1 protein-coding gene (only partly in view) is annotated in these 18,013 nt (G+C 74.3%); it reads right to left on the reverse strand.

The whole window is internal to a lonely Cys domain-containing protein gene (locus ACH4SI_RS30565) on the reverse strand: the coding sequence, 51,063 nt in all, runs 16,220 nt past the left edge and 16,830 nt past the right edge, and what appears here is coding positions 16,831–34,843, spanning codon 5,611 (complete) through codon 11,615 (partial); the first complete codon in reading order (the gene reads right to left) occupies positions 18,011–18,013. The start codon and the stop codon both lie outside this window.

Here is an 18,013-nt window from a genome sequence, read left to right on the forward strand (position 1 = left end):
GGTGCTCGCCCGAGGTGACGAGGAGGTACGGGTCGGGGCGGCCCGGCCCGGAGGCCCACAGCGCCGACCGGACGTCGTTGACGGTGCTGCCCTGGTCACGGCGGACCTGCACGGCGGTGGTGCTCAGGTCGAGGTCGGCCGGGATCCGGCTGTCGGTCCAGTTGATCCCCCGTGGACGGCCCTGGGGGTCGATGACGCGGAAGCGGTCGTCGAACACGCCCCGGTCCGCGAGGTACAGCGCGCTCAGGCCCGCCAGGCTCGTCACGTTCCTGGCCTCGGGCGACGACGCCAGCCGGATCAGCTCGGCGCGCCGGTCGCCGGTCACCCGCTCCTCGGGGGTGAGCAGCAGCACGCGGCGGGCGAGCCGGTTCATGTCCAGCGGGCCGCGGCGCAGCTCGGGGTCGGCCTTCCGCAGCCGGTTGAGTTCGGTCCGGGCGGTCAGCTCCTCGGGCGTGAGCTGGACCGCGGGCCCGGGCGCGTATGGGCGGCGAACGGCGCGGTCGTGCCGCTGCCGCCCACTGCCGGGCCGTCCCCCGGAGCCCCGCCGCGACCCGTTCCCGGGCCGGTACCGGTCCGTCCGGCCCGGCCGTCCCGGTCCGGGCCGGTGCGTGTCACGGGGCGCGGACCCGCCGGGCGCGGGGCGGCCGGTGTAGGTGGGACCGGGCTCCGTGGACGGGCCGGCGGGTGCCGTGGTGGGAGGCGTGGTGGGGGCGAACCGGGGGGTTGCGGTACTGCCCTCGTAGTGCTCGGTGCCTCCCTCGGGGCGTCCGGCCGGGCCGACCTGGTTGCCGTAGAAGAGCTCGATCTCCCATGTGGCGCTCTCCGGGCCGATCCCGCGCCGCATGCCGCGCTGCACCGTCCGCCCGTCGGCCCGGCGGTTGGACCAGGCGATGTCGATCCGGGTGTCGAAGGCGTGGGCCAGCAGGTGGGGGAACGCGTCGCCGATGTCGGAGTTCCAGCGGTTGCTCCAGTCCAGGACGGCGGCGCGCAGCCCGGACAGCTCCCGGTCGTCCAGGGGGGTGTGCCGGAGGACCAGGTCGCCCAGCTCACCGCGCAGTTGCGCCGTGTTGGGGAACTGGCGCTGGTCCGGTACGGGGACGCCCAGCTCGGTCAGCCGGGTCACCAGCTCGGTCTCGTCCATCCGGTCCACGGACGCGGCCAGTCCGCCGGGCACCGAGTTGCGGTACTGCAGGACGATCTCGACCGGCAGCCGTCCCCGGTTCGCGGTCAGGTGGTCGGCGACGAACCGCCGCATGGCGGCGAGGACATGGCGGTCCGAGCGGCCGGGCACACCGCCGCGCGCCAGTTCGGCGCGGACCCGTGCGGGGTCCGACAGCCAGGCGTACGCGTCCCGGTCGGCGGTGGACCGGGCGTCCGCGGTCAGGCCGGGCAGACTGTCGCGGACCAGCAGCGGGTCGCTGGCCAGGAACGCGTGCAGCAGGCAGGAGCCGTCCTTGGCCACCGGCAGCGGGCGTCCCCGGGCCCAGCCGGTGGTGCCGCCCACCGGGGACGTCATGATCGGCCTCCGGGGCGGCGCCTTGGGCAGCTTCCCCTTGGGCGGCGTCGAGCCCTTGGGCGGTGTTGCCTCCGGCAGCGGCTTCGGGGGTGTCCCCTCCGGTGCCGATCCCTTCAGCAGCGGCGCCGGGGCCGGGGGCATCGTGGACGGCTCCCCCGTGCGCGACCGCTTGGCGGGCGGCCGCACCGCTCGGAACGGCCGGGCCCGCCGCTTGACCCCGGCCCGTGGGCGGGGCCGCTTGCGGCCGGTCGCCGGGCGGGTGGGGATCGTGTCGTCGGCGCTCGGGCCGGCGGAGACGAAGTCGGCGGCGGTGCGCTGCCGCCCGTGCCGGTCGGGACCCAGGGCGACGGTGGTCCGGCCGTTCTCGTCGGTGAAGAACTCCGCCATCCCGTACGCGGTGTACACCTTCACGCCCGTGCTCCGCGTGGCCGCGTCCAGCAGCCGTTCGACGGCGGGCCCCGCCGTCGCGGGGTCGGTGCGAGGGAGCAGCAGGACGATCTGGCTGCCCCAGGGGCGTTCGGGGTCGATGGTGAGCAGGTGGGCGACGTCCTCCGCCGGGACCCGCCCGGACAGCAGCCCCTCGCCCAACGGGCCGTTGAGCCGGACCACCCAGGGCGCCGGGCCCTCCGGCCGGTCCCAGCGCGCCGTTTCGGTGGTGTCGAAGGTGAGCTTCCCGTCGGGCCCGACCCCGACCAGGGTGACCTCGCTCAGGTCCAGGTCCAGGGCGTCGAGGCGCTGGTCCCCGTCGCGGCCCACCGCCGAGCCGTCGGGGCGCCGGATGACCCGCTCCGGGGCGAACAGGCCCCCGGTCGCCAGGCGGAACGTGGCCAGCCGCGTGCTCCGGCTCACGTCGATCCCGACGGCAGTGGCCCGTTCCAGCAGCCGCACCAGTTCCCGGCGCCGGGCCGGGTCGGGGGCGTCCAGGTGCAGGACGCGGGCGGCGAAGGCGTCCACGTCGTACCCGAAGTCCCGGACGACGGTCACCCCGCGCTCCGCCAGGCCGAACCCGGCCAGCACCGCGAGACTGGGCGCGGCGGCCGTCTCCGGGGCCATGGCGAGGCGCAGCAGCTCGTCCCGGTGCGCCCCGGTCACGGGCGTGTCGGGGTCGAGCAGCAGCACATGGCGGGCGAGCGCGTCCATGTCCAGCGGGCCGTCGGCGAGTTCGGGGACGTCCGCCCGCAGTGTGTCCAGCCGGTCCAGGGCCTTCCGCAGGTCGCCCGGGCGTACCAGCGACCGGCCCTCGGTGTCGGACCGGCTCCCGGTGTCGGCCGGGGGCGTGTCCAGGCCGAACGGCAGGCCGTCGTTGACGGGCCGCCGCCGTTCCCGGCCGGTCGGCGGGGGCTTCGGCGCGCCCTTGCCACCGGGCGGCCCGGCCGGGGGCAGGGCGGTCACCGGCGGGGCCGACGCGGGCCGGGTGGGCGGCTCGGGCCGGGTGGGCCGCGGCGGGGCCGGCTTGGTGGTGCGGAAGTTCCAGGGGCCCCGCGGGTTGCGCGCCCCGCGGGGCGTCGCCGCGAGGAAGTCGCCGCCGCGCTCGTACAGGACGATGGCGTTGTCCCCGTCGGGGGACGCGGTGCCGAAGGTGTCGATGGTGCCGTTCTCGTGCACGTAGGTCACGTGCAGGTCCATGTGCTCCGCCACCAGCTGGGCGGCGAGCAGGGCCGTCTCCCGGGTCCAGCGGCGGGAGTTCCTCAGATGGGCGCGGATCAGGCGCTCCCGCACCCAGTCGGGCGGCGTCGGCCAGGACGCGGGCAGCCGGCCGCCGCCGCGCTCGAACTCCCGGCGCCGCTCGGGGTTCAGCGGGCGGTACCCGGCCTCGTACAGGTCGTCCTCGGTGAACGTGGCCCGGGGGTCGAGCCGGGCCGTCCGTGGCAGCGGCACGGTGTCCATCAGCTCGGTCAGATCGTCGACCACCCGGAACCCGCGGCCGCCCATGGGGTCCGCTCCCAGGGCGACGGCGACGGCGGAGTAGAACTGGTTCCCGTCGCCGACCTGCGGGGCGACCAGATCGTAGGCGTAGCCGTCGGGGTCGGTCAGCGTGTGGACGTCGGTGGCCGCGTCGAACTTGGGCTGTTCCGCGTACGTCGCGTCCAGGCCCTCCCACGTCCACGGGCGGGTGGCGTAGGCGGTCAGCAGGGAGTCGTCCACCGGCGGCTCGGGCTTCGGCGGCGGGGGCGGGCCCTCGGCCACGGCGGCCGCCTCCACGGCGCGGAAGTGCCGGTCCGCCAGGTACAGCACGACGCGCTCCGCGCCGGAGCGCAGCGGACGGTCGGGGTGGGGCGAGTAGTCCTGGTACGTGCCGTCCTCGCGGACGACGCGCACGCCCACGCCGTACATGCGCGCCGCGAGCACGGGGAGCACGTCGGCGGCGCTGTGGTCCCAGCCGGTGTCGTCCGTGGCGTTCGCGGCGCGCCGCAGCTGGGCGGCGGCGAGCGCGCGGCGCTGGGCGGGACTCAGGGGCTGGTGGCGCCGGTCGGGGGTGGGGCGGTCGCCGGCCGAGTGCGGGATCACGCCGAGGGAGTCGAACTCCCGGCGCTGCGGGGTGTCGGTGCCCAGGTCCAGGGCCGCGGCGTCCAGTTCGGCGGAGACGAAGGTGTCCGTCTCGTCCGGGGAGAGGTACGCCAGCAGCGGCGAGTCGTCCGGCAGCCCCTCCACCGCGTCCGCGAACGCGCCGCGCAGCCCGGCGGCGTCGAGCGGGGCGCCGTCGGCGCCGGTGCGGGCGGCGGGCAGGGCGCGCTGGAAGGCGCGGAGGAAGGAGTTGTCCGCGGGGACGTCCAGCAGCCGATGGGTGGTCCCCTCCGGGGACTTCAGCGCGGGCGCGCCGTCGCCGAGCGCGGTCACCTCGGTGTACCGGGGCGGCGTGCCGGAGGTCTCGGGCTCCTCCCGGAACATCTCGTCCCGGGAGTCCTCCCGCCGGTCCGTACCGGGGTCGCGGGTGTCCGTGCGGGAGGTGTCCGTGCCGGTGTCGCCCCCGGTGCTCTCCGTGCCGGAGGTGTCCGACCCGGAGGTCTCCCGCTCGGACAGTTCCTCGGGCGTCTCCTCGGCGATGGAGCCCAGCCCTGTCGGCCGCGCGCTGCGCGGCGGTCGCGGCCGCCTGGCCGGCTTCGGCTCCGCCGACGGCTCCTCGGTGATGGAACCCAGCTTCGGCGCCTTCGCCAGCTTCGGCCGGTCGGAGTGCTTGGCCGGGTTCTCCGTGCGCTCGGTCTTCCCCGGCTCCCAGTCCGTTACCCGCGGCTCGGGCAGCCCGGCGCGGGTCGGGACCGCGCCCTCCTCGGCGCTGGGCGGGTCCTCGGGCAGCCGGTGCCAGCGGGTGAGCCGGTCGGTCTGGGCGCGCAGGTGGTGCAGGGCGTCCGCCGCGTCCTCGGCCTTCCGCTGCTGGCTCTTCACCTCCGCGATACGCGCCTCCACCGCGCGCTCGGCCGCCCGGAACGCCTGGGCCGCCGCGTGGGCCGCGTCCCGCGCACCGGCCACGCTCTCCTCCGCCGCGGCCGTACGCCTGTCGAAGGCGGCCCGCGCCTCCGCCGCCATCCGGTCACGCTCCCGGCGCCGGATGGAGTCGACCAGGGCGTCCGCCTCGGACAGCGCCTGCCGGGCGCTCGCGAGCCGGGCCTCGGCGGCGGCGCGCTGGACGGGCGTGGCGGTGTCCGTCAGGTCGCCCAGCAGGGCGCCCTGGTAGGACTGCCGAGCCTGCGCGGCCAGTTCCGTCGCGGACCGCAGCTCGTCGCCGACCGGGGCCGGGAAGTCCACGGGGTCCTGCCGGAGCGCCGCGTCGGCCGCGGCCCTCGCCGCCGCGAAGTCCCGCCGCGCCGCCGAGGACTCCGCCCCCGCGGCGTCCTCGGCCTGCCGGCGCAGGCGCCGGGCCACCGAGCGGGCCACCATGGCGGCGGCAGCGGCCTCCCGCAGATCGGGCAGGTCCCGGCGCAGCTCCCAGTACTTCGCGTCCTCGTCGGCCCAGGTCTTGGCCGCGTCCTTGACCTTGTCCCAGGCCTTGGCGACGGTCTCGGGGAAGTTGTCGTCGGTGATCAGCCCGAGTTGGCGGGCGACGTCCTCGCGCACCCAGGCCATGACGTGGGTCTGCGCCTCGACGGTCTGCGGGCCCGGTTTGACGCCGCCGAGCGAGCCCAGCAGGTGATTGCGGATCCACCTGCTGGCCGGGAGCTCCTTGAACTGCCGGTGGACGTCGGCCACGCTCAGCCAGGCGGTGGGGATGGCGAACGCGAACACCCGGCCCGTGCTGGGCTTGACGTTCACCTGGCGGGCCTGATCCCCCGCGATCACCCGCCCGTCGCTGTCGGAGGTGTCGGCGCCGGTGCCGGAGGCGCCCGGGTTCGCCGCGCCGACGGTGTCCGACTTCAGGGCGGGCGCCGCGCCGAAGACGGTGTTGTGGTCACCGCCCTGGGAGGCGGTCGCGTTGTCGCTCTGGGTGACCCGGATCGAGGACTCCATCCGGGCGCCGTCGGCCACCGCCATCAGCTGCGCACCCTCGAAGTCCGGCCGGGAGAAGACCCGCAGCGCGCCCTCGGAGCGGTCCGCGAAGCCGTTCTCCACCAGGCCGGCGGTCTCGTAGCCGTCGTTGCCGGAGGCGTGCTCGAAGAACGCGGAGAGCGCGCCGGCCCCGTGCGAGTCCTCCAGCACCTGGGCGGAGCCGGTGCCTTCGGCGGTCAACGGGGTGATCCGCGCGGTGCGCAGGGCCCGCTCCAGCGCGTCCCCGGTGAGGGCGCCCGAGGTGGTGGCGAGCCGGTTGTCGTACGCCTTGGCCAGCGCGATGGTGCTGGCCGCCAGGATGCTCTCGGCGCCGATGATGTTGCGGACGTGGAAGCCGTTCCGGGGCGGGATGAACGGGCCCTGTGTCCCGTCGGGCAGGGTGATGGCGCGCCAGGAGTCGAAGACGCCGGTGATGTCACTGGTCTTCCCCAGCGGGGAGTCTTCCCCGGTGAGCACGTTCACCGCGGCCGGCTCGTCGCCGATCTCCGGCGGGGCCAGCGGGTCGGGTCCCTTCGTCGGGGCGGTGCCCGGTCCGGCGTCCGGCCGCATCAGGCTGAGCGGGACGATCTCGCGCTGGATGCCGACGTCCCCGCTGTGCTCGATGCGCCGGGCCCGCGGGTTCCGGGGCTCGTCCCCCTTCTTCCGGCCCATCTCCATGGTGATGCGCAGCCGGTAGCGGGTGGCGAACTCGGCGTGCGGCTCGCTGGTGTACGAGGTCCACAGCCGGCCCCGGACACGGGCGTCGGTCGCGGAGACGTTCTGCCGGTTGGAGCCGGTCTCGGCCATCGACGGGCCCGCCATCGGCACATTGGTGTCGCCGGTGTGGACGCCCTCGTTGACCTGGGTTCCGGCGTCGCTGCCCCGGCCGCTGGCGAAGGAGTCGCTGAAGCTCTCCACCGCCCAGCGATGGTCCTCCAGCTCGGTACGCGGCCACAGCTGGACGAACCGCTCCGTCCCCACGGGTTCGAGCTGGGCCCGGATGCGTACGTTGCGCCCGCCGACCCGGATCTGCTTCCAGCCGGGGCCGCCGATCCTGGCCGTGACCGCGGAGCCCGTGCCCATCATCTCCCGGCGCAGCGCGCGGGTGACCCGGGCCGAGGTCAGCCGGTGGATGGCCTCGCGGCTGTCGTCGTCGATGGCCAGGTCGTTCAGCTGCCGCTCGAACTCCTCCACCACCTTGGAGGTGTCCAGGGAGTTGACCGGGTACGTGGCGAACGGGGCCTTGCGGAACCAGCCGGGCTGGAGCCAGTTGCGGCGGGTGTACAGCGGGCCGCCGCCGAGTTTGTCGCCCTGGATGAGGCCGAGCCGGTGGGCGATCCGCTCGGGCAGGTGGCCCAGCCAGCCGCCCTTGATGACCTGCCGCTCCCCCGCCCAGTCGCGCAGCGTGCGTACCACCGCGCCCAGCGGCGAGAGCACACCGGAGGAGCGCATCTCGGCGACCACCTCGTGCTCGGCGTCGCCGGTGGTGAGCACCTGGTGGCCCTGGTCGACCCGGTTGATGTCGGAGGTGACCGTGCGGGTGATGGTTCCGCCGGCGCCCCGGGAGCGCCACCACGGCCGCCAGACCAGACCGTAGTTACCGGTCACACCCGGGCCCTGCGGGTGGGACTGGCCGTAGACGGCCGTGAAGCCGGCCGACTGGGTGAAGGACTTGCTCTGCACCCCCGACGACTTGTTGCTGCCGCCGACCGTCATCTCGGTCTCCATCGGCTGCGGCCGGGTCAGCGCGCGCAGGTTGGTCACCCGCATCCGGTGCACGACGGTGGCCAGCCAGTCGAGGTAGGGCCCCTTGCCGAACAGGCCCGTGGTGCGCGATCCGGTCGCGCTCGCGTTCTGGTCGACGTTGGCCGTCAGGAACTGCGGCTGCTCCGGACGTACGGCGGCGTCGTGCGCGGGAGCGCCGACCCGGGTCAGCTGCCACCTGTTGTGGGATGCCTTGGCCAGCACCCGGTCCACGATCCCCGGCGACTCCTTCCCGGCCACCACCGAGAGGGTCTGGTGGGGCAGCCCGTCCAGCGGCCCGGCGTCCCGGTCGTCCTCGACGGAGGAGTCGAGCAGCTTCCTGGCCTCGTCGCGGGTCATCGGGGTGCGGGTGACCGGCTTCGGGTCCAGGTACGGGTTGTCGGCGCCCGGCGCGTGCGGGTCGGTCTTCGGGGCGTGCTCGGACGGAACGCTCAGCAGCACCTTGCCCCGGATGGCCGGGACCTCGGAGTTGCCGCCGATGATGTCGCCCCGGCCCTTGGGGCCGCGGACGAAGAGGGACGTGCCGAGGATGCCGAAGCTGACCAGGCCGCGCAGCAGGCTCCGGGGCCGCCAGTAGCCGCCGGTGCTCAGAGTGAGGGAGAAGTCGTAGGAGTACAGGTTGCCCGGCTTGGTGCTGATCGACATCTGGTCGAACGTGGCGGTCGCGCCGTAGTTGGACTCATCCCGCGTCTGCCAGGCCGCCTGGTAGCCGAACTGCCCGGTCATGGCGTGGGTGGGGAACCCGATGTTGTCGACGGTGGTGTCCCGCAGCGACCCCAGCGCCTCGAAGCCGAACTCGGCCCCCTGCACCCCGTACTGGCTCTCGTCCAGGGTCATGGCGCCGGGCGCGCTGTGGCGCAGGATGGTGTCCGTGGGGGACACATAGGTGCGGTTGGTCAGCTCCACGTCGAGCCAGATGTGGTAGTAACCGCGGGTGAACCGGCCGGGGTTGACCAGGCCGATCCGGATACCGGTCCGGTTCGTCGCCTCCAGGTTGCCGGCCATGCTGTGGTGCGAGAGCGCGTTGATCACGGTCAGCGTGTTGTGCAGCACCATCTGGTAGTGCGCGTGATTGCGCCACCGGCCGTCGTTCGGGTCGCCGAGGTCCTCCAGCGGGGCCACCATCTTGGGGTACTTGCGGGCGACGGCGGTCAGCGCCTGCCGGGTGACCGAGTCCAGCCGGGTGCGCTCGGCGAAGGTGACCTCCGGGCTCACCTGGTTGGCCGGGCCGGCGGCGATCGCGGGCACGGTGCCGGTCCCGCCGTCGGTTTCGGGGATGGGCTGGAGCGAGGTCCCGGCGCTGGTGTCCTCCTTCTTGGTGACCGCCGCGAACTTCCGGCTGTACCGGCCGTTGGCGTAGAGGAACTGCACCGGCCGGGCCATGCCGAGGGTCGGCGGGCGGTCCGCGGTGAGGTACGCGGGGGCGAACGGCTCGGTGGCGCCGAAGGTGTTCTCGTCCTCCATCCCGGCCAGGCGGCGCGCCTCGGTGCGCGTCATCCGGTCCAGGCTCCAGGTGGTGAACGGCGTCGCCTGCGCGTCCCCGGTCTTGCGGACCCAGATGGTCTTCTCCACCCGGTACAGGTCGCTGGTGACGTTCTTGGCCCGGCCGACCGTGCGGACCGCGCCCGAGCCGCCGGTCATCGCCGAGCGGCCCCGGGTGTGCGCGTAGCGCCAGCTGGGGCCGAACTGGATCCGGGGCTTGATCCGGTTCATCCAGTCGGAGATGACGCTCTGGATCCCGAACGTCGGCAGGTTGAACGTGGGCCCGACGACGAGGGAGACGTCCTTGGCGAACGCCTTGGTCTGCTTGCGGGTGTTCTGCACGGTCAGGAAGGCCGAATCCCGCAGCTCCGCCTTGTCGGTCTCCTGGTCCAGCACGGCCCGCCCCGGGACCACCCGTTCGATGACGAAGGCGCCCAGCGGGGTGCTCTTCTTGTCGTCGGCGAACAGCGGCTTGCCGGGCACCGAGGACCGGGATATCCGCCCGGCGAGCTGGTGGAAGTTCCGGGAGGAGAAGAACCTGTCCAGCTCGCGGTAGGCCGAGGAGTCGGGTTCGGCGCCGATCCGGTCCACCGCCCAGTCGCGGATCTGGGTGACCGGGCCGAAGTCCTCGGTGATGACGAGCCGGTAGTCGGACTCGGGCCCCAGCCGCAGCGTCTTCGGGGTCCGGCGGACCGTGGACTCCTGGGTCGCGCTCTCCGGCAGCCGCGCCTTGAGCCCGTGGCGCACCCCGAACGCGAACTCCACGTCCGGGGCGGCCACGGTGGCCGGCTTCGCCCGCCAGCGGGTGCCGAGGACGCCCTGCTTGGCCGGGCGCGGCTTTTCGGCGTCGGTGATGCGCACCTCGATGTACGCGTCGTCCAGGTACGGGTGCGAGTTGGTCCACATGCGGGTCTCGCCCACGCTCAGGACCTGGTCCTGCATGGAGTAGTTGACCTCGCGGACGCGGCCCAGCCGGGCGCCGATCCGGCCGAACGCGGAGAACATCGTCGACTGCGGCCCCAGCGGCACCGTCGGGGCGAACTGGCGGGTCTGGCCGACCGTCTTGGAACCGCCGATGCTGGCCTGGGAACGGTACGCGTTGTCGACCTTGGTCGGGGAGGCGCCGTCGGTGAACTTGGTCCACTCGCCGTAGTTGTGGATCTTGATGTGCAGCCTGCGCAGCCGCCCCGACTCCGTGCGGTACACGAACTCGCGGCCGTCCCCGGCGAAGGTCTGCGGGCGCTCGCGCATCGCACGCTGCATCCGCCGGAAGACGGACTCGTCGATACCGCCGCCGCGCACCCGGTGGCGCTTCGACGGTTCCTCGCCCGAGGCCGTCTCCTCGCCGTCCGCCTCCATCGCGGCGTCGATGTGCTCCGCGATCTGCTCCCAGCCGCGGATGTAGACATCGCTCTGCCCGAACGCGATGGGCATGGCGGTGTCGTCGGACTCGTCGCCGGGGAACGCCAGGAAGCCGTCGACATAGCCCGGCATCCTGCTGTCGTCGGTGAACTTGCTGGCCCGGTGCACCCGTGGCGGCGGCAGCATCTCGGTGTCGACGCGCGGCCGGCGGCGCTCCTCCAGCTCCTCGTCGATCTGCACCCCGGCCGGCCTCGGCCGGGGGTTCTGGCCGGGCGGCGGGGTGGGCCCGAGGGTCGAGGGCCGCGAGGGCGGGGGCGGCGGCGGGGGCGGCGGGGCCTCGGTGAGGGCGGTGGTGAGGTCGGGCAGGGGGTCGTCGAGGCCCGGCACCCGGCCGCCGAGGTCGGGCAGCGGGTCGTCGAGACCGGGCACCGGGGCGTCGGGGTCCAGGGTCGCGGTGGTGCCGCGGCCGTCGCCGCGTGAGGTGCCGGTGTCGGGGGTGTCGGCGTCGACCGGCGGGGGCGGCACCGGCGCCGGCATGCTCACCGAGTCCAGGGTGCGGGGAGCGGTCACCCGCAGGGCGGCGGCGGTGGGGGGCGCCCCGGCGACGGGCGAGGGGTGCAGGGAGAACACCGGGTGCGCGGCCCCGTCGGCGGTGTGCTCCCCGACGGGGAACTCGGTCGAGTACATCTCCCGGCCGATGCGCTGGGCCAGGTCCTGCGCCAGGTCCGGGGCGAGCCGGTCCAGTTCGGAGACGGCCAGGAAGACCGGGACGGCCGAGTCGAGGGTCAGCAGATCCGGGTCGCCCGCCACCAGTTCGATGAACTCCCCGGCCGGCACCCGCCGGGTCACCCCGTCGTACGACACGAAGAGGTGGGTCGGGTCGTTGCGGTCCAGCTCGGCGCGGACCACGTACGGATGCGGCCGGTTCCGTCCCTCCGCGGTCTTCCCGTGCCACGGGGCGTCCACCGTGCCGCCGGGGGTGTGGACCTTCGACAGGTCCACGGCGGTGTCCGCCTGCGGCGTGGCCAGCAGGTGGCGTCCGGCCGCCGGGTCGCCGGCCGTGATCGGGGGCATGGATGTGGCGTCGGACAGGGCCTGATCGATCTCCAGGTGGTAGGCGGCCACCTGGTCCGGGTCGGCCCCGTCGCGGCCGACCGCGTACGTCGCGGCCGTCACGTCCCGCGCCCGGTCCCGCCGTGCGTCGTCCACCTGCGAGGGGTCCAGGTGCAGCACCCGCGCGGTGTACGCGTCCAGGGCGGCGGCGTCGAGGGCGTCCAGCGCCTCGTAAGCCTTGACCCCGGCCCAGAACACCTGCGAGCGCTCGTCCTCGCCCACCTCGTCCGTACCGGGCAGCCGGAGGACGTCGGCGATCGCCCGCGACACGTCCGGGCCGCCCAACCGGGCGACCGCCCGGTCCACGGCCGACGGCAGCGCCACGAAATCCGCCAGCGGCGTACCGGGGCCGCTCGCGAGTGCCTGGGCGAGCACCGCGCGGTAGTCGGCCCGGCGCGGCCCGTCCTGTCCCGGGGGCAGCTTCGCGGCGACGACCCGCTGGAAGAACTCCAGGGTGAACGGGCCCGCCTGCCGGAAACGCGGATCGTCCCGCCACATCGTCTCCAGCGCGGCGGCCCCGCGCAGCAGTTGCGCGTACTCCGTGTTCTCCTCGATGCGGACGTCGTCGTCGATCTCGTTCCCGAACGTCAGCTTCAGCGCCCGCACCAGCTCCAGCGTCCGCTGCCGCGCTTCCTCGGACACCTCCTCCGGGCCGCTGTGCAGCCCGATGGCGCGGGCGCGGCGGTCCAGCTCGCCGGTCTCCGGCTCCGGGAAGAACTCCGCGTACGACCCCCAGCGCCCCTGCGGGTCGGTCACCAGGGCGCGGACGTATTCGCCATTGAGGAACAGGACGCCGGAGCGGACGGTGGCGGCGCTCACCTTGTTCCGCATCTCGTTCGCGTAGTGCTGGCCCTGGGGGACCTGCCTGAGCGGGTTGGGCACGAAGGCGCCCGGGTTGTTCCGCCCGTAGCCGCGACGGGGCGGGACGGCGCTGTCCTTCGGGGAACCCGACCGGCACGACACCAGGCCGAGCCAGTCCTCCTGCTTGTTCCGCAGGAGGCCGGTGAAGCTCTTGCGCTTCCTCAGCCACTTGGCCCCCGCGTCCCCCCATGCCCGGTGGGTGGTCCCGTCGTTCAGGGCGAAGGACGTGGAGCCCGCCCCGCCGTGGGCGGCGAAGAACGCCTTCAGCTTCCCCCGGGCGGCCGGTTCCAGCGGGAACGTCCCGGAGTACGTGCCGGTGGCGAAGTTGAAGTGCACGTACTTCGTCACCTGGTCGAGGTGGCTGTACGCGTCCTCCCGTACGGCCAGCTCGTGGGGCTGGAAGGAGGCGCGGCCGATCTGCTGTCCGGTCAGCTCACTGCCCAGGGGCGAGGACAGCACGTCCTCGTACCAGTCCTCGCCGGGCGTCTGTCCCTCGTCGCCGGAGTCGGTGTCGGTGTCGGGCAGCATGCCGGGCGGGACGGGGAACCACGTGCCCACCGGGCGCCCGGCAGCCGTGAAGACCGCGACGGTCAGACGGCCGTCCGGTGCGGTCGTCAGCCGTACGTCGCCGCTGTGCGCCCATACGGTGCGGCCCGTCCGGTCCGCCAGCAGCCGCGCCACGTACTGTCCGCCGTCGCCGGCGAACGGCATGGCCAGCACGATGGGGGCGCCCGCGGGGAGCTTCGCCAGGTCCGGGTCCTTCAGGACCTCCTCCACGAACCGCTCGACGGACACGGACCGGGTCGTGCCGTCCAGCGCCCGGATCGCCACCCGGTCACCGTTCACGGTGGCCGCCAGCAGGTACGGCGTGGGGCCGCCGCGCCACCTCGGGAGCTTCGAATCGAGGATCTTGGGGGTCTTGCCCGGCCGCGGCTCCAGGAGGCCGATGGTGTCCGCGTACAGCTCGCCGTCGGGCAGGCCCGTCCAGTTCAGGCCCGGGACCCGGGTGCCGCCCGTGGTGAAGCGGTGCCCCGCGTAGCGTTCCGCGTCCTTCTCGGTGTGGTACGCCGCCACCTCCGCCAGACCGGCCGCCCGGCCGTCCCTGATCGCCAGGTCGGTCACCGCGTACAGGTCCGCGCGCAGGGCATTGGTGACCGGCGTGGCGTCGTCCAGGCCCAGGACGCGCCTGGCCAGGGCGTCCGGGTCGAACGGGCCGTCCCGCAGACCGGGCTCGGCCTGCCGCAGCTCGTCCAGCCGCTGCGCCGTCGCCGAGTTCCGGGGGGCGTTGATCCCGATCGTCACCGGGGCGGAAGCGGCGCCCGGTGGCGTCGTGCCGCTGGTCATCACGAGGATGGAGAAGTCGCTCGCGGACAGGCCCTCACCGGCCGTGCCGAGCGCGGTCAGCGCCCGGTCGAGGTGGCGCCGGAACACCGCGGCCACCGCGTCGGCCCGCGAGCGGGCGAGCTGCCGGTCCGCTCCGGTGCCGTGTCCGGTGATCCGGATCGGGGACCTGGGCAGCTTCGCCCGCTTGTTCCGCAGGCCGGTCTCGGCCACCCGGGCCGCCAGCCGCGCGATGTCCGCCTCCTGCTCCGCGGACACCTCGGCGGACTGCCCGTCGAACGCCACCGTGGTCGACCGCGGCAGCACGGCCGGGGCGGCGGGCGCGGCGGGCGCGGACGCGGCGGGCGGCGTCGTGGCCACCGGGGCGGCGGGCGGACCGCCGACGGGCACGGTGTGCACCGGGTCCGAGTCGATCCGGGCGGCGAACTCCGCGATCCGGTCCGCGGACAGGCGCGCGGGCGGGGCCGCCGACGGCCGCGCGGACCCGGCGGCCGACGCCTTCGCCAGGGCGGAGCGGAGCGCCGGGGGGAGCGCCGGCATCGGCGCCCAGGCCATGGACGGGAACTGCCCGGCGCTGCGGGGGGCCGAAGCCGGCACCGGGCGCGGGGCGTTGCCGGGCGCGTTCGGGGCGACGGGCCGCGTCTCGCGGAAGTCCGCGACCGTCGGGGCCGGGGCGCCCGGATCCTGCGTCAGCGCCAGCACGGGGCTCTGGGAGCCCTGGGGCCCGGACGGCGTGTGCCGGTCCAGGGGCAGGGACGTCGAGAAGACCGGATGGCCGATCCGCTGGGCGAGCCGTCGTGCCAAGCCGGGGAAGTACCGGTCGAGCTCCGGGACGTCCAGGACGACGGCGGCTTTCCGTGGCGTGACCAGCAGGTGACGGTCGTTGGCCAGCAGCTCGACGAACACCGCCTCCGACACGCTGTGGTACGAGCCGTTGATGAGCAGCTGGAGGCGGCCCGGGTGGTACCGGTCCGCCGAGGCCCGCACCACATAGGGAGCCGGCTTGTCGTTGCCCTGCGCGTCCTTCCCCGCCCACGGCGCGTCCACGAGACCGGCGGGCGTCCATAGCTTCGACAGGTCCGGATCCGGGGTCTGCGGCGCGGCCACGTAGTGGCGCCCGGACGCCAGGTCCGACAGGTCCCCCGAGTCGTCGGGGAGGAACACGCCGGTGTCCTCCTCCAGAGCGCCCAGGCCCTCCAGGTACCTCGACCTCACCGTGACGGGGTCGGCCCCGTCCCTCCCGACCGCGTACAGCGTGGTCATCAGCCACTGGGTGGCCACGCGCAGGTCGTCGAAGGGCGGCAGGCCGAAGACCTCACGGGTGAGCCGGTCGAGGTCGGCGCCGGGCGCGGCCAGGGCCTCGTACGTCTTGACCCGGGCCCAGAAAACGCGGGAGAGCTCGGCGGTTCCCACGTTCTGCGCATCGCTGAGTGACAGGTAGGTGGCGGCCTCCGCGGCCGGGTCCACACCGCTCCACCACGTGGCCGCCTCGTCCAGCGCCCCTGTCAGCTTCGGGGCGAAGGACGCCAGGGGCGTGCCGTCGGCCGCGGCCGCCGCGGCGGTGAGCACCGCGCGGTAGTCGTCGTGACGCGCCTCGGCCTGCCCCTGGGGAAGCCTGGCCGCGACGACCCGCTGGAGGAGGTCCAGCGTGAACGGGCCCTTGCCCTGGAACCGGGGGTCGCTCTCCCACATCCGGTCCAGCGCGGCGGTCCCGCGCAGCAGCTCCGCGTAGGCGGGGTCCTGCTCGACGCGGATGTCGTCGTCGACGTCGTTCCCCAGCGTCAGCCGCAGCGCCCGCACCAGACGCAACGTGCTCTGCCTGGCCCACTCGGACACCTCCCCCTCGCCCGTGTGGTACCCGGCCACGCGGGCCCGGCGGTCCAGCTCGGCGGAATCGGGCTCGGGAAAGAACGTCACGATCGACCCGAGCCGCCCCTGCGGGTCGGTGTAGATGGTCATGACGTGTTCGCCGTCGTGGAACGCGGTCCCGACCGGCCCGAAGACGGCGCTGACCTTGTGCCGGGTCTCGTTCGCCACGTGCTGGGCGGTGGAGATGTCGGCGAGCGGATCGGGGACGAAGGACGCGGACAGGGCGTGCAGCGCCCCGGGGAAGACGCCGTCCCGGTATCCGATGCCCGGAACGGCACGGTCCGTGGGAGAGCCGTTCCAGCACGACTCCATGTGGATCCAGTCGTCCACGCGGAGGTTCCGCACACTCTTACGGCTCGCGAGATACCGGGGTCCCTCGACGCCGTAGGCGTAGTAGGTCGTGCCGTCGTCGAGCTCGAAAGCCATCCAGCCCGGCCCGCCGTGCCCGTCCCAGGTGTAGGTCCCGCCCCGGCGCGGCAGCGGGATCTTCTTCGAGACGACGTCGCCCGAGACGACGTTGACGTGGATGTAGTGCGTCATCGTGCCGAAGTGACGCTGGTCGTCCTCCATGGTCCACCGCGAGACCTCGGCGTCCGGCATACCGGAGCGGCCGGCCTGGCGCTTCGACACCACGTCCATGATCGTCCGGGTCAGCACCTTGCGGTACCACTCCGGGAGGCCGGGTTCGCGGTCGGGCGCCATACCGGGCGGGCTGGGGATCCAGTCGCCCTGGTGACGGCCCTCCTCGTGGAGCACGCCGATGGACATCAGGGGCTGTTTGCCGTTGGTGAGCGCGTGGCCGGAGTGTGCCCACACCGTCCTGCCGGTCCGCTCGGCCAGCAGCCGCGGCAGATCGAGGCCCTGGTCGCCGGCGAACGGAACGACCAGCACGATCGGGTGGTCCTTCGGCAGGCTTTCCCGTTCCAGATCGCGCGCGACCAGCTCGATGAACTCGCCGATCGACAAGTCGCGGGTCGTACCGTCCGGCCACGGCACGGCGACCTTCTCGTGGCTGCCGGTCGCCGCCACGACATAGGGCCTCGGCCCGCCGCGCCACTCGGCGTCCTTGGTGTCGGCCACCACGAGGCGGCCGTCCGGCCGTTTCCGGATGATGTCGAAGGTGTCGGTCAGGAGCTCTGTGACCTTGGTGGAGCCCCAGTTGAGGCCCGGGACGCGGGTGCCGCCCACCGCGAAGTAGCGGTCCCGGTTCGGGGCGATCGCGCCCTGCTGGAAGACGTGGTACGCGCCCAGCGACCCCAGGCTGTCCGCCCAGCCGTCCACGGCGGCGTTGGTGATCAGCGCGTACAGCCGCTCGCGGACGTCCGCGTCCACCGGGGCGTCCGGGGCGAGATGGAGGACGCGGCGGGTGATGACGTCGCCGTCCAGCGGGTCGTTCACCAGATCCGGGTCGGCGAGGCGGAGTTCGGTCAGTTTCGCGGCCGGGTCGGCGAGTTCGATCGTCACCTGCCGGCGCAGCGCGGCCACGTCCGCGTCCGGGGTCGCGCCGGTCTGCCCCACGTCCGCGCCGCGGCCACGCCAGACGATGTGGAAGTCGTCCGCCGTGATCCGGCTGTCCATGGGGACGTGTCCCTGGAGACGGTCCAGCGCGTCGTCCAGGTCGTCCATGAACCGCTCGTACATGGCGGCCGCGCGCCGCAGCGCCTCGGCGTCCGCGTCCTGCGCCGTGCCCTCGCCGTAGCCGAGGATGGTCGCGCTGGGCTTGGCGACGCCCCGGCCGTGGTGGTCAAGTCCGGTCCGGGCCACCTGGTCCGCCAGGTCCCTCAGCGTCGTCCCGGCGTCCTCGGACAGCGTGCCGGACCCCGGCGCGAAGAGCACCCGCGTCGGTGGCGCGGGGGTGGACGCGGCGGACGGGGGCGTGACCGGGGCGACGTGCACCGGCAGGGTGACCTGACCGCCCACTCCGGGCATCGACGCCCCGGGCGCCGACCGGACCGTCGACCCGGGCTGCGGCTGTGTCTGCGCCTTGGCGTCCGGTACGTCGGCGGGGTCGGCCAGGTCGGCGGACGACTCGGTGTCGGATTCGGGCTCGGTGTCGGAGCCGGGGTCGGAGGCCGGGTCGAAGACCGAGTCGATGTCGGTGTCGGTGCCGGAATCGCTCCCGGTGTCGAAGAGACCCGACTCGGTGTCCGGCGCCATCGGCGTGGTGAGTTCGATGGTCGTCTGCCGCAGCACCTCCGGGTCCGTACCGGAGCCCACGTCCCCGCCACGGCCGCGGGCGGTGAA

The organism is Streptomyces sp. NPDC021212 (assembly GCF_044332925.1).
Taxonomy (GTDB): domain Bacteria; phylum Actinomycetota; class Actinomycetes; order Streptomycetales; family Streptomycetaceae; genus Streptomyces.